General features: G+C 75.4%; 6 protein-coding genes and 3 pseudogenes. 2 read left to right on the top strand and 7 right to left on the bottom strand.

The annotated features are described in order from the left end of the window. Together ACIQ8B_RS30635 and ACIQ8B_RS30630 are read right to left on the bottom strand one after the other, a co-directional pair. The coding region (locus ACIQ8B_RS30635; RefSeq protein WP_403551321.1) for a methylmalonyl-CoA mutase family protein at positions 1 to 479 on the bottom strand (479 nt) is incomplete at its 3' end. A 297-nt stretch (positions 480 to 776) separates the two neighbouring features. Further along, positions 777 to 919 (bottom strand): annotated as a pseudogene (locus ACIQ8B_RS30630) (GNAT family N-acetyltransferase); the annotation flags it as partial. 209 nt (positions 920 to 1128) lie between these two features. Here ACIQ8B_RS30630 and ACIQ8B_RS30625 point away from each other — a divergent pair. After that, a complete protein-coding gene (locus ACIQ8B_RS30625; RefSeq protein ID WP_403551313.1) occupies positions 1129 to 3393 on the top strand; it encodes an MMPL family transporter in 2265 nt (754 codons plus the stop codon). Positions 3394 to 3612: 219 nt separating this feature from the next. Next, complete coding sequence (locus tag ACIQ8B_RS30620; protein ID WP_403551311.1) at positions 3613 to 4371, top strand: thioesterase II family protein; 759 nt, start codon at positions 3613 to 3615, stop codon at positions 4369 to 4371. A 70-nt stretch (positions 4372 to 4441) separates the two neighbouring features. On the opposite strand, the gene ACIQ8B_RS30615 is transcribed toward ACIQ8B_RS30620, so the two are convergent. The 5 genes and pseudogenes from ACIQ8B_RS30615 to ACIQ8B_RS30595 form a co-directional block, all read right to left on the bottom strand. Continuing rightward, a complete protein-coding gene (locus ACIQ8B_RS30615; protein WP_403551309.1) occupies positions 4442 to 5431 on the bottom strand; it encodes a 3-oxoacyl-ACP synthase III family protein in 990 nt (329 codons plus the stop codon). After that, positions 5428 to 8628, bottom strand: coding sequence for an AMP-binding protein (locus tag ACIQ8B_RS30610; RefSeq protein WP_403551307.1), 3201 nt, complete (start codon positions 8626 to 8628; stop codon positions 5428 to 5430). Before ACIQ8B_RS30610 ends, ACIQ8B_RS30615 begins: the two co-directional genes overlap by 4 nt. Before the next feature lie 150 nt (positions 8629 to 8778). Then, positions 8779 to 11949, bottom strand: a pseudogene (locus tag ACIQ8B_RS30605) (type I polyketide synthase); the annotation flags it as partial. 35 nt (positions 11950 to 11984) lie between these two features. Further along, the gene (locus ACIQ8B_RS30600; RefSeq protein WP_403551319.1) at positions 11985 to 18434 is read right to left on the bottom strand and encodes a type I polyketide synthase; all 6450 of its coding nucleotides are present in this window, start codon (positions 18432 to 18434) and stop codon (positions 11985 to 11987) included. 68 nt (positions 18435 to 18502) lie between these two features. Continuing rightward, a pseudogene (locus ACIQ8B_RS30595) lies at positions 18503 to 24139 on the bottom strand (SDR family NAD(P)-dependent oxidoreductase); the annotation flags it as partial. Positions 24140 to 24142 lie beyond the last annotated feature (3 nt).

The raw sequence follows: 24142 nt of genomic DNA, 5'->3' as shown, positions 1-24142 counted from the left end.
GTGAGCTTGTCCGCGCTCACGCCCTGCTCCTCGGCGACCAGTTGGTACAGCAGCAGCAGCAGCGCGGCAGGGGCGTTGATCGTCATCGACGTCGAGACCTTGTCCAGCGGGATCCCGTCGAACAGCACCCGCATGTCGTCGATCGAGTCGATCGCCACCCCCACCTTGCCGACCTCGCCCGAGGCGATCGGCGCGTCGGAGTCGTGACCCATCTGCGTCGGCAGGTCGAAGGCGACCGACAACCCCATCGTGCCGTTGGCGATCAGCTGCTTGTACCGGGCGTTCGACTCCGTCGCCGTGCCGAAACCCGCGTACTGGCGCATCGTCCACGGACGCCCCGTGTACATCGACGGGTACACGCCCCGCGTGAACGGATACTTCCCCGGCTCACCCAGCTTCTCCGCCGGATCCCACTCCGACAGGGCGCCGGGCCCGTAGACCGGTTCGATGGGCAGTCCGGACTCCGACTCGCGCGCCATGATGTGCATGCCTCTCCCGCTTCCGCTGTGCCGGGCGTGCCCCCTGCCGGGAGCCTCCCGGGAGGTTACGCACCAGCGGTGGAGGGGTGCTCGTGCGGAGCCGCTCCGGCGCCCCGCGAGCACCGGCCGAGGGCGGGACGGCAGGGTCGGGGCCGTGAGCTCCGGTACGGACGGGCGTGAGCCCCCGCGGGGTACACCGCCCGCCGGCGCCCCACCCCCCGAGGGCACCGGCGGGCCTTCCGCCTGCTCGGCGGCCTGCTGCTCTCCCGGCGTTCACCCGGCTCACGGTGCGGGGTACGGGTTGCCCACGTCGGTGTGCAGCGCGATCTCCCTGGCGCCCGCGGCGAGCGCGGCGCGGCTCACCTCGGCGGTCACGGCGGCCCCGTAGCCCCGCCCGCGCAGGGGGCCGGGGTGTGGACGGGGTCCAGGCGGGCCAACCCGGGCGGCCTTCTGGCGCGGGTGTTGGCCGGAAGTGTCCCCTCGGCTCGACGGTCGCTCGAGGTGCGGTCTCGTTCCGCCGCACGATCCGGGCCGCCGGGCGCCGGCCGCGTCACCGTGTGTGCGTGTCAGAGCCGCCGCCCTGCGCTGAGCCGGGGCGGTCGGCGACAGCGTCCATCCTGCCCCCCACTCGACGGAAGTGCGGTTACCCGTGGCTACCTTCCTGTACAAACTCGGCCGCTTCGCCTTCCGGCGGCGCGGCCTCGTGACCCTGCTGTGGGTGCTGATCGTCGTCGGCGTCGGTGTCGCGGCGTCCTCGGCGCCGGCACCGCCGAACGAGCAGTTCTCGATGCCGGGCACCGAGTCGCAGAAGGCGTTCGACCTGCTCGAGGAGAAGTTCCCCGACGCGGGCGCCGACGGCGCCACCGCCCGGGTGGTGATCCACGCGCCCCGGGGCGCGAAGGCCGCCGACGAGAAGCCGACGATCGAGACACTCCTCGCCGAACTCGGCAAGGCGCCCCAAGTGGCGGGCGTCACCGACCCGTTCACCGCCGGCGCCGTCAGCCGCGACGGCCGGACCGCCTACGCCGTGGTGACCTACGAGGTCACCGCGCCCGACCTCACCGCCGAGGCGCACGACGCGCTCGCCGACGCCACCGACCGGGCCCGCGAGGGCGGGCTGACCGTCGAGACCGGCGGTGACGCCGTCCCGATCGAGCAGAACGTCTCCGGCACCGGTGAGCAGATCGGCGTGCTGATCTCGGCCATCGTCCTGTTCCTCACCTTCGGCTCGGTGATCGCCGCCGGCATGCCGCTGCTCACCGCCCTGATCGGCGTGGGCGTCGGCGTCTCGGGCATCGCCGCGCTGGGCTCCACCCTCGGGCTGTCGGCCACGACGTCGACGCTGGCCATGATGATCGGCCTCGCGGTCGGCATCGACTACGCGCTGTTCATCGTCTCCCGGTACCGGTCCGAGATCGCCGAGGGCCGTCCCCCGCAGGAGGCGGCGGGCATCGCCACCGGCACGGCCGGTTCGGCCGTCGTCTTCGCCGGGCTCACCGTCATCATCGCGCTGGGCGGCCTCGCGGTCGTCAACATCCCGATCCTCACCAAGATGGCGCTCGCCGCGGCGGGTACGGTCGCCGTCGCCGTGCTGATCGCGGTCACCTTCGTGCCCGCCCTGCTCGGCTTCGCGCCGCGCCGGGTGGTGCGGCTCGCCGACCGGCACCTCGTACGGACCCGGAAGCCGCTGTCGGCGCGCAAGCTGCGCAGGTCCGAGAAGAAGGCCGCGAAACTGGCCGCGCGCACCAAGCCGAACCTGTCCACCCGCTGGGCGTCCTTCGTGGTGCGCCGCCCGCTCGGTGTGCTGCTCTTCGCGGTGGTCGGCCTCGGCGCGATGGCCCTGCCCGCCACCAAGCTGGAGCTGGGCCTGCCCGGCGAGGGCACGATGGCGGCCGACACCACCCAGCGCAAGGCCTACGACCTGCTGTCCGACTCCTTCGGGCCCGGCTTCAACGGCCCGCTGACGGTGACCGTCGAGGGGGAGGACGCGGCCGCCGCCGGCGACCGGATCGGCGCCGAGCTGAAGAAGGACGCGGGTGTCGCCTCGGTGTCCCCGGCCACCGCCAACAAGGCCGGTGACACCGCCATCTTCAGTATCGTCCCGAAGTCCGGCCCGACCGAGACCGAGACCGAGGAGCTGGTCAAGGACCTCCGTGCGCGGGCGGCGGCGCTGGAGGCGTCCTCGGGCGCCACCGAAATCCTGGTGACCGGCCAGACCGCGATGTTCATCGACTTCTCCCAGACCCTGTCCGACGCGCTGCTGCCCTACCTGGGCCTGGTGGTGGGCCTCGCCTTCCTGCTGCTGCTCCTGGTGTTCCGCTCGGTCCTGGTCCCGCTGAAGGCGGCCCTCGGCTTCCTGCTGTCGGTGAGCGCGGCGCTCGGCGCGCTGGTCGCGGTGTTCCAGCTGGGCTGGGCCTCGGGCTTCTTCGGCGTGGAACAGACCGGCCCGATCATGACGACGCTGCCGATCTTCATGATCGGTGTGGTCTTCGGCCTCGCCATGGACTACGAGGTCTTCCTGGTCACGCGGATGCGTGAGGCGTACGTCCACGGCGCCTCGGCGAAGGACGCCGTGGTCACCGGCTTCCGGCACAGCGGCCGGGTGGTGGTGGCCGCCGCGATCATCATGATCAGCGTCTTCTCGGGCTTCGTCTTCGAGACCGACGACCTCGTCGCGATGATGGGCTTCGGCCTCGCCGCGGCCGTCCTGTTCGACGCCTTCGTGGTCCGGATGGTGATCGTGCCCGCCGTGCACTCGCTGCTCGGCGACGCCGCCTGGTGGCTGCCGCGGTGGCTCGACCGGCTGCTGCCGGACGTGGACGTCGAGGGCGAGAAGCTGCAGCGCAGGCTGCGGTCCGCCGGCCCGGGGGTGCCGGGCGTCCGGACGGACCACGAGCGGGACCTCGTGCACTGACGCTCCCCGCCCCGCCCCTCCCCGCGGGCCGGCCGCACTCCACCGGCCCGCGACCTCCCGTCGAGGGCGGGGCGGGACGCTCGGGGCGTACGCTCCGGTGACGGACGGGCGCGAGCCCCCGCGGAGCGGTGGACCGCCCGTCGGTGCCCCACATCCCCCGAGGGCACCGGCGGGCTGTTTCCGTGCACCGGCCGACCCGGACGAAGGGACACACCGACTGTGAACAGCACCTGGTTCCGGCGCTTCACCACCCCGGGGAACGGGCCGCTGCTCGTGTGCTTCCCGCACGCCGGGGGCTCCGCGACGGCGTACCGGACCCTGGCGCAGGCGTTGCCCGCCGACCTCGACGTGGTGTGCGTGCAGTATCCGGGCCGTCAGGACCGGTACCTGGAGGAGCCCTTCACGGATCTGACCCGGCTCGCCGGGGCGGTGGCCGAGCAGCTGGCGCGGGTGCTGGCCGCGGATCCCGGGCGGCCGTGCGCCCTGTTCGGCCACAGCATGGGCTCGCTCGTCGCGTTCGAGACGGCCCGGCTGCTCGCCGCGGGTCCGCTGCCCGGGCCGCGGCGGCTGTTCCTGTCCGGGCGGGGCGCGCCGGACGCGCACAGCACGGCCCACTTCGGACTGTACGACGACGCCGACGTCCTGGCAGAGGTGCGCAGGCTGGACGCCGCCTCCCGGTCCATGCTCGACGACCCGGACATCGTGGAGATGGTGCTGCCGGCGCTGCGGGCCGACTACCGGGCCCTCGGCACCTACCGCTGGCGGGCGGGCGCACCGCTCACCGCCGCGATGACCGTGCTGGTCGGTGACAGCGACCCGATGGTGACCGTCGAGCAGGCCGGCACCTGGCGGTCGCACAGCCGCGGAGACGTCACGGTGAAGGTGTTCCCCGGCGGTCACTTCTACCTCTTCGACCACCTCGCCGAGGTCGCCGCGGCCGTCGCCGAGGGACTGCGCGCCGAGGCCGCCGCTTCCTGACCGACCGGGGCCGGCCGGCCCTGACGCGACCACGCCGGACGCCCGCCGCGGGCGTCCGGCGTGGTCGTGCTCAGGTGCGGGTCCCCCAGGTGAGCAGCGTCGCGCCGATCGACATGCCGCCGCCGAACCCGGCGAGCAGCACCAGGTCGCCCGGTGCCAGCGCGCCCGTGCGGTGGGCCTGATCGAGGGCGACCGGTACCGAGGCGCTGCCGACGTTGCCGTACTCGACGAGCGTGCGGTGGGTGAGGGCGGCGCCCAGGCCGGCGCGTTCGACGACCTCGCCGAGCATCACACCGTTGGCCTGGTGCGGTACGAAGTGGTCGACCGCGCCGATGTCGACGCCGGCCCTGCGGGCCAGCGCGGTCAGCGCCGGCGGGACGTGCTCGGCGACGAAGTCCCGTACGCCGCGGCCGTCCATCCGGAAGAAGTGACCGCCCTCGGCGACGGTCCGCGCCGACGCCGGGTGGCGGCTGCCTCCCGCCTCGACCCGGATCAGGTGGTGGGCGTCGCCGCGACTGGTCAGGTCCGAGGCGAGGAGGCCGTAGGGCTCCGGCACCGTCCCGACGACGGCTGCGCCGGCGCCGTCGGCGAAGAGGATCGCCGTCCTGCAGTCGGTGAAGTCCAGGATCCGCGAGTACACGTCCGCGCCGATCACCAGGACCCGGGCCCGCGGCCGGACGGACACCAGGCTGTGGGCGAGCGACAGGGCGTAGACGAAGCCGCTGCACACGACGTTGATGTCGAAGCAGGCGGCTCCGTAGGCGCCCAGCAGGTGCTGCACCAGGTAGGACGTGGGGGGCTGCGGGTGGTCGCCGGTGGAGGTGGAGACGATGACGTAGTCGATGTCGCCGGCGGTCAGTCCCGCCTGTTCCAGGGCCCGTTCGGCGGCCTTCGCGGCGAGGTCGGACGTCGCCTCGTGCGGGGCGGCGTAGCGGCGGGAGCGGATCTGCGTCTTGCGTTCGATCCACTCGGCGGTGACGCCCACGCGCTCGGCGATCTCCTCGTTGCCCACCTCGTGCTTGGGCAGGTAGGAGCCGGTGGAGAGTATGCCGATGCTCACAGGACCGCCCCCTCCCTCGTCCGCCTGCGCAGCGCCGGCCTGCTGGAGCGGCCGAGGTCCTTCCACATGTCCGACAGCCCGAGGACGGTGCGGGCCGCGAACAGCCTGCGGATGGACACCTCCTGGTTCAGTTCCGCCCGGATCAGGCCGACCAGCCTGATCGCCCGCAGGGAGTTGCCGCCGAGGTCGAAGAAGTCCTCGTCGATGCCGACCCGGTCGCGTTCCAGCACCTCGGCGAAGGCCTTGGCCAGGACCCGTTCGGTCTCGTTGCGCGGCGCCCGGTACGTCTCGTCGTCGGGCACCGGCTGCGCCAGCGCGGCCCGGTCGACCCGGCCGCCCGCGGTGAGCGGCAGGCGGTCCAGGACGGTGAACGCCGACGGCACCTGGACCTCGGGCAGGCGTTCGGTGGCGAAGCGGCGCAGTTCGTCGGCGGAAGCGGTCCGGCCGGCGACGGGGACGACGTGGGCGGTCAGGCGCCGCCGGCCGCCGGGGTCCTCCTGGACGGTCACGACGGCCTGCGCGAGCGCGGGGTGCTCGGACAGCGTGTCCTCGGCCTCCGCGAGTTCGACGCGGACGCCCCGGACGTCGGTCTGGGTGCCGGGTCCGCCGACGTGGGCGAGCAGGCCGCCGGCGGTCCACCGCACCCGGTCCCCGGTCCGGTACATGACGGTGCCGGCCGGGCCGAACGGGCAGGGGACGAAGCGTTCCGCGGTCGCCGCCGGACGCCCGGGGTAGCCGCGGGCCACGCCGGGGCCTGCGACGTAGAGTTCGCCGGCCACGTCGACGGGGACCGGGGCGAGGCCGGGGCCGAGGACGTGGAGGGCGGTGTGGTCCGCCGGGCGGCCGACGGCGCCCGCGGGGCGGTCCGGTTCGCCGGCGGGGCCGCGGTGGCAGGCGGCGAGGAGGGTCGTCTCGGCCCGGCCGTGCCCGGTGACGACCGTCAGTTCGGGGCAGGCCTCGCGGACCCGGCGCAGCGCGGCCGGGGGGACCCGGTCGGCGCCGGTCCACACCTCGCGCAGTCCGGCGAGCCGTTCGGGGTGCGCGGCGGCGATCTCGGCGAAGCGGGCCGCCGGCAGCCACAGGGTGGTGATGTCGTGAGCCGCCCTCAGCGCGGTCAGCGCGTCGGCGTCCAGTTCCCCGGCGGGGGCCACGACGACGCGGCCGCCGTTGAGCAGGGGCGTCCACAGCTCCAGGGCGAGCGCGTCGCAGGCGAACGGCGCGTGCCACAGCACCGTGCCGCGGCCGGCTTCCCGGCACCGGCGGTCCAGGACGAAGCGCTCCAGGTTCCGGTGCGTCACGGCGACCGGCCGCGCGGCACCGTCCGGTCCGCTGCCGTACAGCACGGCCAGCAGATGGTCCGGGTGCGGTGGGACGGCGGCCCCGGGCGCGGGGCCGGCGGGGTCGGTGCCGAGGTCGTCGAGCAGCAGCACCGGCACGTTCTGGCCGGCCGGGAGCGTGCCGGCCGTGGCGGTGTCGGTGAGCACGGCGCCCACGGTGACGGCGTCGGCCGGGAACGCCGGGGACGCCGGGTCGAGGGGCAGGGCGGCGGCGCCGGCCCTCGCCACCGCCAGCAGGGCGACGGCCAGCTCCGGCGACCGGGGCAGCGCCACCGCGACGACGTTCTCGGGGCCGACGTCCCGCCGGCGCAGCGCCGCGGCCAGCCGGCCGGACCGTTCGTCCAGTTCGCGGTAGGAGACCGACGTGTCGCCGGCGACCAGGGCCACGGCGTGGGGGGCGTGCTCGGCCTGCCGGGCGAACAGCTCCGGGACCGTCAGCCCCGGCAGCGGCGCGCCGCTCGCGTCCGGTGCCGCGGGCACCCGGTCCCGCTCGGCGCCGCTCGACACGTCCAGGGCGCCGACCGGCCGGTCGCCGGCGGCCAGTACGGCATGGACGCAGGAGATGAGCTCCTCGCCGATGAAGCGCAGTTCCGCGCGGTCGTACAGGCCCTGGGGGGCGTCGAGCCGGATGAACAGGTCGCTGTCGGGGCTGCCGTCGGTGTAGACGCCGATCGACAGTTCCTCGAAGGTGCCGGTCGTGGCGCCGAAGTAGCGGGCCGGGCTGTCGCCGAAGCGCAGCTGCTCCACGAACTCGACGACGTTGACGACGGCCCCGAAGCTGCCGCGACCGCTCAAGGCGGTTCCGCTCGCGCGCTGGATGTCGGAGTAGTGGCAGGCGGTGTGGTCGAAGATCTCGTACGTCTCGTCGGCGAGCGTGTCGGCCACCTCCGCGAAGGTGGCCCCGAGGGGGACCTTCACCCGTACCGGGACGACGTTCACGGCCAGGCCGGGCGTCCGGCTCGCCACGCCGACGCGGTTGCCGACGGCGAGGGACAGGAGGAACTCCGGGCGGTCGCAGCGGTGCCGGAAGTACACCGCCGCCGCCGCGGTCAGCATCTGTGACATCCACACGCCCAGGGCCCCCGCGGTCTCGGTCCACCGGTCGGCCTCGGCGCGCGGGACGGTCAGGGTACGGCTCACCATGCCGATGGCGCCGGCCACCTCCGACCAGCTGTCGGCGCCGCTGAGCGGCTCCGACAGCGCGGCGCGCCGCGCCTCGGACAGGGCGACGCGGGGGACCTGCGCGGGCGGGGGCGCGTCCTTGAGGTAGTCCCGCCAGAACTCCGTGTCCTCGGCGAACCTCTGCGAGGCGAGGTACTCCACGGCCTCACCGGCGAAGGACGCGGTGTCCCAGGGGTGCGGCAGTTCCGGCACCCGCTCGCCGCGCGACAGCGCCGTGTACACCTCGGCGAGGCGCCGGGAGAGCAGGCCGCCCGCGCCGAACCCGTCGGAGACGAGGTGGTGGTAGGCGATCACCAGCAGGGAGCGGTCCTCGGCGAGCCTGACCACACCGAGCCGGAACAGCAGGTCGCTGCCCAGGTCGAACGGCCGGCGCACGAGGTCGGCCAGAGCTTCGCGGGCCGCCTGCTCGGGGTCGGTCTCGGCGGCGAGGTCGAGGAAGAACGGCCGCCAGTCGCCCAGTTCGCGGGGGACCAGGCGCAGACCGCCGCCGTCGTCGGCGAAGTTGACGCGCAGTACCTCCGCCTCGCCCATCACGTGCAGGAAGGCGGACTCCATGACGGCCGCGTCCAGCACTCCGTCCACGTCCCACATGGTCAGCGCGTGGTTCGGCGTGTCGGGAGCCATTTCCTGCGCTCGCCACATGCCCAGGTGCGCGGACGACGCTCCGTACGAAGTCACACAGATCAACCCCTCAGCAAACAGACCCGGATCACCGGGAATTCGCGGATCACCCCCACCTTCCGGGAAGTGAGGCGGCCGTTCGAGACAACCCGGGGCCGGCGGGACGGGCCGCGCGCGGCCCTTGCGTGTCCCGCCGGCGGGACGTTCCTAGGCAGCGAGCGAGGACACGATGTGCCCGGCGATCCGTCGCGGGGACGGGTGACGCAGCACCACGTTGGCCTTCAGGCGCAGTCCGGTCGACGCGGTCAGACGCTTGCTCAGTTCGGCCGACAGCAGTGAGTCGAAGCCCAGTTCCCTGAACTCCTGGTCGGGGTCGACGACGTCGGCGGAGGGCCGGCCGAGCACGACGGCGACCTTCTGCCGCACGTGCTCCAGCACGAGGGCCCGCGCGTCGTCTTCGGGGAGGGCGGCGATCCGCTCCGGCAGGGGAACGGCCTGGTCGTCGTCCTCGGCGGGCGGGGCCACGGGCAGTTCGGCCGTGGCCGCCGCGGCGGGCGAGGCGCTGAGCCAGTACCGCTGCCGCTGGAACGCGTACGTCGGCAGATCCACCCGCCGGCGCGCGGGGAACAGGGCGCCCCAGTCCACCGGACCGCCCCGGACGTGGAGCTGGGCCAGCGAGCCGAGCAGGGCCTGGGCCTCGTCCCGGTCCCGCCGCGAGGAGGACAGCACCAGCGTGCCGTCCAGGTCCTCGACGATCTCCTGCACCGGGACGGTCAGCACCGGGTGCGGGCTCATCTCGACGAACACCCGGAACCCGTCGTCGGCCAGGCGCCGGACGGCGGTGTCGAAAAGGACCGGCTCGCGGAGGTTGTCGTACCAGTACCCGGCGTCCAGCCCCGCGGTGTCGACGGCCTCGCCGCGCAGGGTCGAGTAGAAGGGCAGCTCGGACGTGCGCGGCCGTACGCCGGTCAGGGCGCCGGTCACCTCGTCCCGGACCCGGGCGACCTGCGGGGAGTGGGAGGCGTAGTCGACCGGGATGCGGCGGGCCTGGGCGCCGTCGGCCCGCGTCTTCTCGACGAACTCGTCGAGCGCGTCCGGGTCCCCGGAGATCACGACGGAGCGGGGCCCGTTGACGACGGCGACGTTCGCCCGGTCGCCCCACGGAGCCAGCCGCTCGGCCACCACGTCCGCGGACTGAGCGACGAAGGCCATCCCGCCCTGGCCCTCGAGGGCGACCAGCGCCTTGCTGCGCAGCGCGACGACCCGGGCGGCGTCCCGCAGGGACAGCGCGCCGCTGACGCAGGCGGCGGCGATCTCGCCCTGGCTGTGGCCGACCACCGCGCCCGGTTCCACGCCCCAGGACCGCCACAGGGCGGCCGTGGACACCATCACCGCGAACAGCGCCGGCTGCACCACGTCGACCCGGTCCAGGCCGGGCGCCCCGGGCTCCTCGCGGACGACGTCGAGCAGCGACCAGCCGACCCACTCGGCGAGGGCGTCCGCGCACGCGTCGAGGGACTCGGCGAAGACCGGGAAGGTCTCGTACAGCCGCCGGCCCATGCCGGCCCACTGCGAGCCCTGGCCGGGGAAGACGAAGGCGACGCCGCCGAGCTTGACGGCGCTGCCGCGCACCACCGCGGCGGACTCGGTGTCCTCGCTCAGCGCGGTCAGGCCGCTCAGCAGCTCTTCCCGGCCGCGCCCCAGCACCACCGCGCGGTGCTCGAACCGGGAGCGGCCCGACACCAGCGACCAGCCGATGCCGGCGTCGTCGGCATCGGCATCGGCATCGGCATCGGCGTCGGCGGTGTGCGCGCCGGCGGCGACGAAGTCGCGCAGCCTGGCCGCCTGTCCGCGCAGCGCCTTGGCGCTCTTGGCGGACAGCACCCAGGGCACCGGGCGGGCGGCGCCGCGCGTGTCAGGCCCGTGCTCGCCGGCCCGCTCCCCGGCCGTCTCTCCGGCCGTCTCCCCGGGCGGCTCCTCGGGCGGCTCCTCGGGCGGTGCCTCCTCCAGAACGACGTGCGCGTTGGTGCCGCTGACGCCGAACGACGACACCCCGGCCCGCCGGGGGCCGTCGCCGCGCACCCAGTCACGGCCCTCCACCAGCAGTTCGACCGCGCCGGAGGACCAGTCGACGTGGCGGGTGGGGGCGTCCACGTGGAGAGTCCTGGGCATGTACCGGTGCCGCAGGGCCATCACGGCCTTGATGACCCCGGCGACGCCGGCGGCGGCCTGGGCGTGCCCCATGTTCGACTTCAGGGAACCCAGCCGCAGCGGCCGGCCGGCGGGCCGGTCCCGGCCGTAGGCGGCCAGCAGCGCGTCCGCCTCGATGGGGTCGCCCAGCGTGGTGCCGGTGCCGTGGGCCTCGACCAGGTCCACCTCGCCGGGTGCGACGCCCGCGTCGGCCAGGGCCTGGCGGATCACCTTCTCCTGGGCGCGGCCGTTGGGGGCGGTCAGCCCGTTGCTGGCTCCGTCCTGGTTGACCGCGCTGCCGCGCACGACGGCCAGCACCGGGTGGCCGTTGCGCCGGGCGTCGGAGAGCCGCTCCAGCAGCAGCACGCCCACGCCCTCGGCCCAGCCGGTCCCGTCGGCCCCGTCCGCGAACGCCCTGCACCGGCCGCCGGCCGACAGGGCGCCCTGCCGGGAGAACTCCACGAACATCGCGGGCGTCGCCATCACCAGTGCCCCGCCCGCCAGGGCGAGCGAGCACTCCCCCGAGCGCAGCGACCGCACCGCCATGTGCAGCGCCACCAGGGACGAGGAACAGGCGGTGTCCATCGACACGGCCGGACCAGTCAGCCCGAGTTCGTACGCCACGCGGCCGGAGGCGACGCTCAGCGCGCTGCCGTACAGCAGGTAGCCCTCCAGCTCCTTCTGGCCGCCCTGGAGGAAGCGCCAGCCGTACTCGGAGGAGCTGACTCCGGAGAAGACGCCGACGTCGGTGCCGCGCACGTCGGCGGGGACGATGCCGGCCCGTTCGAAGACCTCCCACGACGTCTCCAGCAGCAGGCGGTGGTGCGGGTCCACGGCGAGCGCCTCGCGCGGGCTGATGTTGAAGAAGTCGGCGTCGAAGCCGGCCACGTCCCGCAGGAAGCCGCCCTGGCGCGTGTACGAGCTGCCGACGGCGTCGGGGTCCGGGTCGTACACGTCCCGCCAGCCCCGGTCGGCGGGGAAGTCGCCGACGACGTCCCGGCCGTCGCGGACCACGTCCCACAGGTCCTCGGGCGAGGACACGCCGCCGGGGTAGCGGCAGGCCATGGCCACGACGGCGACGGGCTCGTCGCGGACGGCCTTCAGGGTGTCGTTCTCCCGCCGGAGCCGGTCGCGTTCCTCCAGCAGGGTGCGCAGCGCCCGCTGGACCCGGTCCGCGCCGTCCGCCGTGCCTTCCGTGCCTTGTGTGGACTCGGTCATGTCACTTACCTCTTCTCGTCCAGGGCCAGGTCGACCAGTGCGTCCAGGTCGAGGGCGGACAGTTCCTCCACCTCGGCCAGGGCGTCCGCCACGGGGTCCGTGCCGGTGCCGGCCCCGGTGTCCGGGCCGGGGTCCGGGCGCAGCAGGCCGACGAGGTGGTCGCTCAGCTCGCGGGGGGTCGGGTAGCTGAAGACGAGGGTGGTCGGCAGACGCAGTCCGGTCCGGGACGCCAGTCGGTTGCACAGTTCGACCGAGGTCAGCGAGTCGAAGCCGAGCTGGGTGAAGGCCTGTTCGGCGTCGACGGACGCCCCGGAGGGGTGCCCGAGCACGAGGGCGACCTGCTCGCGGAGCCAGTCCAGGGCCGTGGTCCGCATCTCGTCGGCCGGTACTCCGGCCAGCAGGGCGGACAGGCCGCGCGGCCCGTCGTCCCCGGTGCTCCCGGACCGCTCGCGGCGGGGGCCGCGGGCGGCGACGAGGTCGCGCAGGAGCGGCGGCAGGTCGGCGGCCCCTCGTCCGCGCAGCGCGGCGAGGTCCAGCCGGGCCGGGACGAGGACCGCCTTGCCGCTCGCGCACGCGGCGTCGAACAGGGCCAGCGCCTCGGACGTGGGCATCGCGGCGACGCCCATCCGCCGCAGCCGCAGCAGGTCCGCCTCGTCCAGGTCGCCGGTCATGCCGCTGCTCTCCTCCCACCAGCCCCAGCACAGCGAGGTGCCGGGCAGTCCGGACGCCCGGCGCTGGTGCGCCAGTGCGTCCAGGAGGGCGTTGGCGGCGGCGTAGTTGGCCTGTCCCGCGGTGCCGAGGGTGCCTGCGAGGGCGGAGAACTGCACGAACGCCGTCAGCGGGCGGTCCCGGGTCATCTCGTGCAGGGTGAGCGCGCCGCCGGCCTTGGCGAGCAGCACCCGCTCCATGTTCTCCGGGGTCAGCGACTCCACGGTGCCGTCCGCGAGGACGCCCGCCGCGTGCACGACCGCCGTCAGCGGGTGGTGCGGGGGCAGGTCGGCGAGCAGGTCCGCCACCGCGGCCCGGTCGGTGACGTCGCAGGCCACGACGCGGACCTCGGCGCCCGCGTCCCGCAGGTCCGCGACCAGGTCGTCGACCCCGTCGGCGGCCGGTCCCCGGCGGCTCGCCAGGACCAGGGAGCGCACCCCGTGCGCGGTGACGAGGTGCCGTGCCACGAGGGAGCCCACTCCCCCGGTGCCGCCGGTGACCAGCACGGTGCCGCCGCCGAAACCGCCGCCGACGTCGAGGACGAGCTTGCCGACGTGGCGGCCCTGGCTCATCTCACGGAAGGTGCCGCGCGCGTCGCGGATGTCGCGGACGGACACCGGCGTCAGGCGCACCCGGCCGTCCGCGAACAGGGCCATGACGTCACGGAACATGGCGTGGATGGCGTCAGGGCCGGCCGCGTACAGGTCGAAGGCGTCGTACGTCACTCCCGGGTGGTCGGCCGCCACCTGCCGGGGGTCGCGGATGTCGGTCTTGCCCATCTCGATGAAGTGGCCGCCCTCGGGCAGCAGTTCCAGCGAGGCGTCGACGTAGGCGTGCGCGAGGGAGTTCAGGACGACGTCCACGCCCCGGCCGCCGGTGGCGGCGCGGAACTTCCCGGTGAACTCCAGGTCGCGGGAGGACGCCAGGTGCGCGTCGTCCAGTCCCAGGCCGCGCAGGACGGGCCACTTGGCGGGGCTTGCCGTGGCGTAGATCTCGGCGCCGGCGTACCGGGCGAGCTGTACGGCGGCCATGCCGACGCCGCCCGCCGCGGCGTGGATGAGGATCCGCCGGCCCTTCTCCAGGCGGGTGACGTGGAAGAGGGCGTAGTAGGCGGTGAGGAAGGTGCTCGGCACGGACGCCGCCTCGGCGTGGCTCCAGCCGTCGGGGACGGCCGTGAGCAGGCGGTGGTCGGCCACGGCCACGCGGCCGAAGGCGCCGGTGAAGATGCCGGTCACGCGGTCGCCCGGGGCGAAGGCGGTGACGTCGCCGGCCACCTCCAGGACGACACCGGAGCCCTCGCTGCCGATACCGGCGTCGAGGGCCGTGCGGTCCACCAGGCCCAGGGCGATGGTGACGTCGCGGAAGTTGAGTCCGGCGGCCTGGACGGCGATGCGGACCTGCCCGCTCTCCAGGGGCGCCTCGGCCTCGGGGCACGGCACCCAGGTCAGGTTCTCCAGGGTGCCCTTGTCCGGGATGCCCAGTCGGTAGGCGCCCTGAGGCGCCTCCGGGAGCCGTCGGCCGGCGGGGGCGGCGGGGGCGAGGCGGGGGACGAGGAAGGTGCCGTCGCGCAGCGCCAGTTGCTCCTCGGCGAGGGCGAGGGCGTCCGGGAAGGCCGCCCAGGAGGCTTCCCCGTCGTCGATGTCCACCAGGCGGAACCTGCCGGGGTGTTCGGTCTGGGCGGACCGGATCAGACCCCACAGGGACGCGCCGGGGAGGCTTTCGACCCGCTCGCCCGCGCCGGTGTCGACGGCCAGGCGGGTGAGCACCACCAGCGTGGACGCGGCGAACGCCTCCTCGGTGAGGAACCGCCGCACCTGCTCCAGGACGTGCCGGTCGGCGGCTGCGACCGCGGTGAGCGGATCGGAGCCGGCGGCGGGGCCGGGCAGGCACAGGACGAGGTGCGCGGGGGCAGCGTCCGGGGGGATCTCGTCGAGGGACGTGCAGGCCACGGCCTGGTCGCCGCCCGCCCGCAGGAGCCGGGCGGCCTGGCCGGTGTCCGCGCCGACGACTCCCCACGGTCCGGGCGGGGCGGCGGGCCGGTTCCGGGCGAGGGGCCGCCACTGGACCTCGTACAGCGGACCGTCCTGCCCGCCGAGGGCCGCGCGCACCTGCTCGGCACTGGCCGGGCGGAACGTCAGGGAGGCGACGGAGGCGATCTCGCGGCCGTCCTCGCCCGCGACCGTCAGGGACACGGCCTCCTCGCCGGCCGGGGTGAGCCGGACCCGGACGGTCGGGCCGCACGGGCCGGACAGGCGCGCGCCGGCCCACGCGAAGGGCATCCGGCCCTGTTCGCCCGTCACCTCGATGATGCCGCCTGCCACCGACGCGTGCAGCACGGTGTCCATCAGCGCCGGGTGCAGGGCGAAGGCGCCCGGCCCGGCGCTCTCGGGCAGGGTGGCGAGGGCGTGGAGGTCGTCGCCGTGGCGCCACACCTGACGCAGTCCGCGGAAGGCGGGGCCGTAGTCGAACCCGGCGTCGGCGAAGGCGTCGTAGAGGCCGTCGAGCGGGAGCGGGGTCGCGCCGGACGGCGGCCAGGCGGCGAGCGGCCGGGCGGTGGCGCCGGCGGGCGGTGCCGCCGGCGGGGCGTCCGGTGCCAGGCTGCCCAGGGCGTGGCGGGTCCAGCCGCCGACGGTGCGGACGTCGTCGCGGGGGCGCGAGTACACCTCCAGCGAGCGGCGTCCCGTCTCCTCCGCCGCGCCGACGACGACCCGTACCTGCACGTCGCCGGTGTCGGGGAGGATCAGCGGGACCTCCAGGGTGAGTTCCTCCAGGGCGGCGCACCCGACGTGTGCGCCCGCCGACAACGCCAGGTCCAGGTAGGCCGTCGCCGGTACGACGACCGCGCCGAACACGGTGTGGCCGGCCAGCCAGTCGTGGGTGGCGAGGGACCACAGGCCGGTGAGGACGACCTCGTCGGTGCCGGGGTGGTCCACGACGGCGCCCAGCAGCGGGTGGCCGGGGGCCGACAGGCCGGCCGAGGCCACGTCCGCCTGCCCCATGCCGGCCAGGAGGTCCAGCCAGTACCGCTGCCGCTGGAAGGCGTACGTCGGCAGGTCGACCTGCCGGCGCCTGCCGAACAGGGCGGTCCAGTCGACCGCGGCGCCCCGTACGTGCAGGGCGGCCAGTGCGCCGGTCAGCGCCCGGGCCGCCTCGCGGTCCCGCCGGGACACGGGGACGACCAGCGCGTCGTCGACGCCTGCGGCGGCGAAGGCGTCCTTGGTGAGGCCGGTGAGGGTCGCGCCGGGACCGACCTCGACGAAGACGTCGGCGCCGGCCGCGCGGGCGTGCTCGACGGCGTCGTGATAGCGGACGGGTTCGCGGACGTGGCGCACCCAGTGCCCGGCGGACGTCAGCTCCGCGGCGGTGGCCTCGCGGCCCAGCAGGGTCGAGACGACAGGGACGGCGGGCTCCCCGGCGGGCAGGTCGCCGAGAGCCGCCTCGAAGTCGCCGAGGACCGGTTCCATCAGCGGGGAGTGGAAGGCGTGGTCGACCGGGAGGAGCTTCGCGGACCCGCCGTCGGCCAGGATGCGGTCGCGCAGCGCGTGGACCTGCTCGCGCAGGCCGGAGAACACCACCGACCCGGGGCCGTTGACGGCGGCGAGGCCGACGCGGTCGTACGCGCCGAGCAGGGCGGCCGCCTCGGCCTCGGTGAGACGGGCGGCGAGCATGGCGCCCCGCTCGGTGACGGTCTGCATGGTCCGGCCGCGGGTGGCCACGAGACGGGTCGCGGTGTCCAGGCCGAGCGCTCCGGCCACGTGCGCGGCGGCGATCTCGCCGACGGAGTGGCCGATGAGGTGGTCCGGCGGCGGGCAGTACCGGGTCAGCAGCCGGTAGAGGGCGACCTGGAGGGCGAACAGGGCGGGCTGTGCGACGTCCGTGCGCTCGCGCCGCTCCGGTTCGGCGGCGAGCAGCAGGGGTTTCAGGGCGAAGGGGAGGTGCGCGTCGAAGTGGGCGCACACCTCGTCGAGAGCCTCGGCGAAGACGGGGAAGGCCTCGTACAGCGGGCCCGCGGCGCCGGCCCACGGCGCGCCCTGCCCGGGGAACAGGAAGACGCGGCCGCCGGTGCCGCCGGCGAGGCCGGCCACCGTCGCGGGCGACTCCTCTCCCTCGGCCAGTGCCGCGAGGCCCGCGAGGAGTTCGTCCCGGTCGTGTCCGAGCACCACGGCACGGTGTTCGAGCCGGGCCCGGCCGGACGCCAGCGACCAGCCGGCGTCGGCGAGGTCGAGACCGGGCGTGGCGGCGACGTGGTCGCTCAGCCTGGCCGCCTGGGCGTGCAGTGCCTGGCGCGAGCGCGCGGAGAGGACCCACGGCACGAGGGCGCCGGGCACCTGCCCGGGTGCGGCGTCCCCCGCCGCCTCCTCGAGGGCCGCTTCGGGGTCCCCCTGCGGGGCCTCATGGGAAGCCTCTTGGGGGGCTTCTTCGAGGAGGATGTGCGCGTTGGTGCCGCTGACGCCGAAGGCGGAGACGCCCGCGCGCCGGGGCCGGCCCTCGGGTGTGGTCCACTCCCGGGCCTCGGTGAGCAGTTCGACCGCTCCGGCCGACCAGTCGACGTGGGTCGTGGGCCGGTCGACGTGCAGCGTGCGGGGCAGGGTGCCGTGCCGCATCGCCATGATCATCTTGATGATGCCGCCGACGCCGGCCGCTGCCTGCGCGTGGCCGATGTTCGACTTCAGCGACCCCAGCCACAGCGGCCTGCCGGGTTCCCTCTCCTGCCCGTAGGTGGCCAGCAGCGCCTGTGCCTCGATGGGGTCGCCCAGCGTCGTGCCGGTCCCGTGCGCCTCGACGGCGTCCACATCGGCCGGCCGCATCCGGGCGTTGGCGAGCGCGGCGCGGATCACCCGCTGCTGCGCCGGGCCGTTGGGCGCGGTCAGCCCGTTGGACGCGCCGTCCTGGTTGACCGCCGACCCCCGGATCACCGCCCAGATCCGGCGCCCGGCCCGTCGCGCGTCCGAGAGGCGCTCCAGGACCAGCACGCCGACGCCCTCGGAGAAGCCGGCGCCGTCCGCCGCGTCCGCGAACGCCTTGCACCGGCCGTCCTCGGCCAGACCCCGCAGCCGGGTCATCTCCCGCAGCACCTGTGTCGTCCCCATGACGGTGACCCCGCCGGCCAGGGCGAGGCCGCATTCGCCCTGCCGCAGCGACTGCACCGCCTGGTGCACCGCCACCAGCGACGACGAGCACGCCGTGTCGGTCGACACCGACGGCCCCTCCAGGCCCAGGGCGTAGGACACGCGCCCGGACGCCACGCTCAGCAGGGAGCCGGTCTGCGCGTAGCCCGCGATGGCCTCGGGGGTGAAGAAGTGGTTGCCGTACCCGAAGTAGGCCAGGCCCGCGAAGACGCCGGTGTCGCTGCCGCGCAGCGTGTGCGGGTCGATGCCGGCGCGTTCGAGGGACTCCCAGGAGGTTTCCAGGAGCAGCCGTTGCTGCGGGTCGGCGGCGAGCGCCTCGCGGGGGCTGATCCCGAAGAACTCCGCGTCGAAGTCGCCCGCGTCGTACAGGAAGCCGCCCGCGCGGGCGGAGCAGCTGTTGGGCCGGTCGGGGTCCGGGTCGTACAGGTCGTCCACGTCCCAGTTGCGGTCCCGGGGGAGATCCGAGACGGCGTCCGTGCCCGAGCGCACCAGTTCCCACAGGTCCTCGGGGGACTGGGCGCCACCCGGGAAGCGGCAGGCGACGCCCACCACCGCGATGGGCTCGGCGGCGGCGTCGGTCAGCTCCCGCAGGCGCTTCCGGGTCTCCAGCAGTTCGATCGACGTCCGCTTCAGGTAGTCGAGAACGTCGGCGTTGTTGTCGTTGTTGCCGTTCGTCATGGCTCTCCCTAGCCGAGCTCTTTGTCCAGCAGCGCGAGAAGCTCTCCCGCCGAGGCCGATCCGATCTGGTCGGCGATGCCGGCCGGTGCTCCGGCACCCGCCATCGAGCGGACCCGGCCCTGTACGTCGCCGAGCAGCGCGGAGACGGTGGTTCGCTCCTCCGCCGCGAGGTCGGGGAAGGCGTCCTGGAGGCGGGCGCCCAGTTGCTCGATCTCCTCGACCAGGCGGGCGGCCGGGGAGCGCGGTCCGGCCTCGGCGCCGGGCGCGATCCGTTCGGTCAGGAAGCGGGCGAGGGCGCTGGGGCTGGGGTGGTCGAAGACGAGCGTGGCGGGCAGTTTCAGGCCGGTCACCGCGGCCAGTTTGTTGCGCAGTTCCAGGGCGGTGAGCGAGTCGATACCGAGCTCCTTGAAGGCCACGGCGGGGCCGATCCGGGTGAGGTCGGCGTGGCCGAGGACGGTCGCGGTCCGGTCCCGGACGGCGTCCAGCAGTGCCGCCTCGGCCTCGGCCGGCGGCAGCGACGCCAGGTGTCCGGCGAGCGAGCCGTCGGCCTGGGGGCGCTCCGGGCCGCCCGCGGCGGGCGCCGCGGTGAGGCCGCGCAGCAGCGGGGAGCCCGGGTGGCCGGGTGCCGGGGCCGCGAGGTTCAGCCGCGCGGGCACCAGCACCGGTTCACCGTCCGCCGAGACCGCCGCGTCGAACAGGGCGAGGCCCTCCCGTGAGGACATCGGCAGCACGCCCTGCCGTCGCAGGCGCCCGAGGTCCGTGTCGTCGAGGTCGGCGCTCATCTCGCTGCGCTCGGCCCAGAAGCCCCAGCACAGGGCGGTGGCGGGCAGCCCGGCGGCCCGGCGGGCGTCCGCGAGGCCGTTGAGGAAGGCATTGGCCGCCGCGTAGTTGGCCTGCCCGGCGGTGCCGAGGACGCTCGCGACCGAGGAGAACAGCACGAACGCGGACAGGCCGAGGGTCCGGGTCAGTTCGTGCAGGTGCCAGGCGCCGCGCACCTTCGGTGCCAGGACGGCGTCCAGGCGGTCCTCGGTGAGCGCCTCGACGACGCCGTCGTCCAGCACGCCGGCGCAGTGGACGACGGCCGTCAGCGGGTGGTCGCCGGGTACGGCGGCGAGCAGCGCGGCGACGGCGTCCCGGTCCGTGACGTCGCAGGCCGCGACGTCGACGTGCGCGCCCGCTCCGGTCAGCTCCGCGACCAGCCCGGCCGCCTCCGGGGCCGCCGGCCCCCGCCTGCTGGTCAGCAGCAGGCGGCGCGCGCCGTGCCGGTCCACGAGGTGCCGGGCGAGCAGCGCGCCCAGGCCGCTGGTGCCGCCCGTGATCAGCACCGTTCCGGAGCCGAGGGCGGGTACGTCCCCGGCGCCGGCCCGTGCGCCGGCGTCGGCGCGGACGAGTCGCGGGGCGGCCGGTGCGCCGGCGCGGATCCTGAGCTGGGGCTCCCCGGTGGCGGCCACCACCGGGAGGAGGGTCCGGGAGGCCGGGTGGTCGTCGGTGTCCACGAGGGTGAAGCGGCCCGGGTTCTCGGTCTGCGCGCTGCGCACGAATCCCCAGACGGCGGCGGCGGCCGGGTCGGGGCGCGGCCCCCGCGCGTCCGGGAACGCGCCCCGGGTGACGACGACCAGCCGCGATGCGGCGAAGCGGTCGTCGGACAGCCAGGTCCGGGTGTGGCGCAGCACCTGGTGCAGGGCCCGCTCGACGGCGGCGGGGGTGTCCGCGCCGTCTCCCTCCGCGCCGTCACTCCCCGCGCCGTCCACGGCGGCGATCACGAGCGGGGGCACGGGGCCGTCGGCGGCGAGTGCGTCGAGGCCGGCGAAGACCGCCTCGTCCGGTGCGGGGAAGGCGGGTGCGCCCAGCACCGCGTACGCGTCGGTGCCCGCCCCGGCCGGGGCGGGCACCGGGTCCCAGTCCGGGCGGAACAGCGCGTCCCGGTGGTCGAAGCCGAGCGCGGTCAACTGGGCGGCGTCCGCGGGGCGCAGGGTCAGCGACGCGATGCCGCCGAGGGGTGTGCCGCGGTCGTCGGCGAGGGTCACGGACAGCGTGTTCTCGCCCGCCGGTGCGAGCCGGACGCGCAGCGCGGCCGGCCGGGCGGAGCCGAGCCGGATGCCGGTGGCGCGGTACGGCAGCCAGCCCTCGGGCCGGGAGGCGTCGACGGTGCCGCCCAGGCCGAGGGGGATCAGCGCGGTGTGCAGCAGCGCCGGGTGGATCCGGAAGCGGTCCTTGTCTCCGCCACCGGCCGGGGGCGGTTCGACCTCCGCGAACAGGGTGTCGCCCTGGCGCCACACCGCCTTCAGGCCGCGGAACAGGGGGCCGTGGGTGAAGCCGAGGGCGGCCAGCCGGGCGTACTCCTGCTCGAACGGCACCGGGTCCGCGTCCGGCGGCGGCCAGGTGGTCAGGCCGTCCCGGGCGGGTGCCGCGGCACCGGCGGTGCCGACGGCGTGGCGCGTCCACCCGCTCTCGCCGGCACCGCGTGAGTGCACGCCGACGGTGCCGGTGCCGTCGAGCACGACGCGGATCTCCCGCTCGGCCGTGCGGGACAGCACCAGCGGCTGCTCCAGGGTGAGTTCGTCCACGGCGTCGTACCCGGCCTTGTGCGCCGCCCACGCCGCCAGCTCCACCGGCACGGTCGCCGGTACCAGATGGGCGCCGTGGACCACGTGCTCGGCGAGCCACGGGTGACGCTCCAGCGACAGCCGGCCGCGTCCCGCCACTCCCCCGCTCGCGCCGTCGCCGGGCAGGTCGACCACGGCCTCCAGCAGCGGGTGGTCGGAGGTGGTGCCGTGGGTGCTCTCCCGCGGGGTGTTCAGCCAGTAGCGCCGCCGCTGGAAGGCGTACGTGGGCAGCTCGGTCCAGCGGCCGTCGCGGCCGGGGAACGCCGCCTGCCACGCCACCTCGGCGCCCGCGACGAAGGCCTCCGCCGCCGACCGGTACAGCCGGGCGAGGCCGCCCTCGTCGCGGCGCAGGGAGCCCACGACGAAGCCGGTGGCGCCGGGTGCGGTGTCGAACATCTCCTGGACGGTCATCACCAGCAGCGGGTGCGGGCTGAGTTCGACGACCGCGCTGTCGGGTTCCTGTGCGACCAGGCGCCCCATCGCCCCGGCGAACTGGACCGGCTCGCGCAGGTTGCGGAACCAGTAGGCCGCGTCCAGCGCCAGGGGGTCGATCAGGCCGCCGGTCACCGTGGAGTAGATCTCGACCGGGGTGGACGCCGGGGTGATGCGGCCCAGCTCGCGCGGGAGCCGCTCGGCGAAGCGGTCCATCAGGGGCGAGTGGCCGGGCACGCTGGACTTGATCAGCCGCGCGCGGGCGCCCTCGGCCCGGCAGGCCTCGACGAGGTCCTCGACCGTCCCGGTCTCGCCCGACACCGTCGTGGAGGTGGGTCCGTTGACCGCGGCGATCCCGATCCGGGACTCCTGGCCCGCGATCAGCTCCCGCACGCGGTGCTCGGGCAGCAGGATCCCGGCCATGCTGCCCTGGCCGGCGAGGGTGGCCAGCATCCGGGAGCGCAGGGCCACGATCTTGGCCGCGTCCTCCAGGGTGAGGGCTCCCGCGACGTGGGCGGCGGCGATCTCGCCCTGGGAGTGGCCGATCACCACGTCCGGGGTCACGCCCAGCGACTGCCACACCCGGGCCAGCGAGACCATCACGGCGAACAGCACCGGCTGGACGACGGCGATGTCCTCCAGGTCGGCGGAGTCCGGCCCCGCGCACACGGTGTCGACCAGCGACCAGGACACCCACGGGTCCAGCGCCTCGGCGCAGGCGCGCAGGTGCGCGGCGAAGACGGGGGAGGTCTCCCAGAGTTCCCGGCCCATCGCGACCCACTGGGCTCCCTGGCCCGGGAAGACGAACACGGTCTTCCCGACGGGCCGCGCGACGCCGGACACCGCGGCGGCGGAGTCGGGCTCGTCACCCGCGGCCAGGGCGGACAGGGCGGCGAGCAGGGCGTCGCGGTCGGCACCGATGACCACCTGGCGGTGCTCGAACCGCGAGCGCGTCGTCACCAGCGCGTGCCCGACGTCGGCCGGCGTCAGCGAGGGGTCGGCGGCCACGTGGTCACGCAGCCGGCGCGCCTGCTCGCGCAGCGCCTGCTCCGACCGCGCCGACAGCACCCACGGCACCGCGCCGGCGTCCCGGGCGGGGGCCCGGTCCGGCGCGGGGGGCCCGGCGGGCCCGGGGGCCGCGGAGGCCTCCGCGGCCACCCGGGGGGACCCGGCAGCGTGAGCCGGTCCGGCAGCCCTGGCCGGCTCGGGCTCCCGGTCCGGGTCGGGGGCCTGTTCCAGGATCAGGTGGGCGTTGGTGCCGCTGATGCCGAAGGACGACACGCCCGCGCGGCGGGGGCGGCCCGCGTCCGTCGTCCACTCCCGGGCCTCGGTGAGGAGTTCGACCGCCCCGGCCGACCAGTCGACGTGCGTCGTGGGGCGGTCGACGTGCAGCGTCCGGGGCAGCACCCCGTGCCGCATCGCCATGATCATCTTGATGATGCCGCCGACGCCGGCCGCCGCCTGTGTGTGGCCGATGTTGGACTTGAGCGATCCCAGCCACAGCGGGGCCGCCGGGTCGCGTTCCTGGCCGTAGGCGGCCAGCAGCGCCTCCGCCTCCAGCGGGTCGCCCAGCCGTGTGCCGGTGCCGTGCGCCTCGACCGCGTCCACGTCACGGGGGGTCAGGCCCGCGTCGGCCAGGGCCGCCCGGACCACGCGCTGCTGTGCCGGCCCGCTGGGCGCGGTCAGCCCGTTGGACGCGCCGTCCTGGTTGACCGCCGAGCCCCGGATCACCGCCCAGACGCGGCGGCCGCCCCGCAGCGCGTCCGACAGCCTCTCCAGGACCAGTACGCCCGCGCCCTCGGAGAAGCCGGTGCCGTCGGCCGCCTCCGCGAACGCCTTGCACCGCCCGTCCGGCGACACGCCCCGCTGCCGGGACAGTTCCACGAACATCCCCGGCGTCGGCAGCGTCGACACCCCGCCGGCCAGCGCCAGCGCGCACTCCCCGGAGCGCAGGGACCGCACGGCCTGGTGGACGGCGACCAGCGACGCCGAGCACGCGGTGTCGGTCGACATCGCCGGGCCGTGCAGGCCCAGCACGTACGCCACCCGGCCCGAGGCCACGCTCAGGAGGTTCCCGGTGAGGGAGAAGCCCTCGACCTCGCCGGCCGCCCCGCCGCCCATCCGGGGGCCGTAGTCGACGCCGTAGATGCCGGTGAACACCCCGGTCGCCGAACCCCGCAGCCCCGCCGGGTCGATGCCCGCCCGCTCCAGCGCCTCCCAGGACGTCTCCAGCATCAGCCGCTGCTGCGGGTCCATCGCCAGCGCCTCGCGCGGGCTGATACCGAAGAACTCCGCGTCGAAGTCGGGCAGTTCGTGCAGGAACCCGCCCGAGCGGGTGTACGTCTTCCCGTGCGCCCCGGGGTCCGGGTCGTACAGCTCCTCCACGTCCCAGCCGCGGTCCGACGGGAAGTCACCCACCGCGTCCACGCCGTCGGACACGAGGTCCCACAGTCCCTCGGGGGACGTCACCCCGCCCGGGAAGCGGCACCCCACACCCACCACCGCGATGGGCTCGCGCGCGGACTCCTCCAGCTCGCGCACGCGCTCACGCAGGTGCTGCGCGTCGCCGACGGCGCGACGCAGATAGGACCGGAGCTTGTCGACATCCTC

This window comes from Streptomyces sp. NPDC096105 (assembly GCF_044763335.1).
GTDB lineage: Bacteria > Actinomycetota > Actinomycetes > Streptomycetales > Streptomycetaceae > Streptomyces.
The sequence above is the reverse complement of the archived record's forward strand: the minus strand, read 5'-3'. Positions and strand labels throughout refer to the sequence as shown.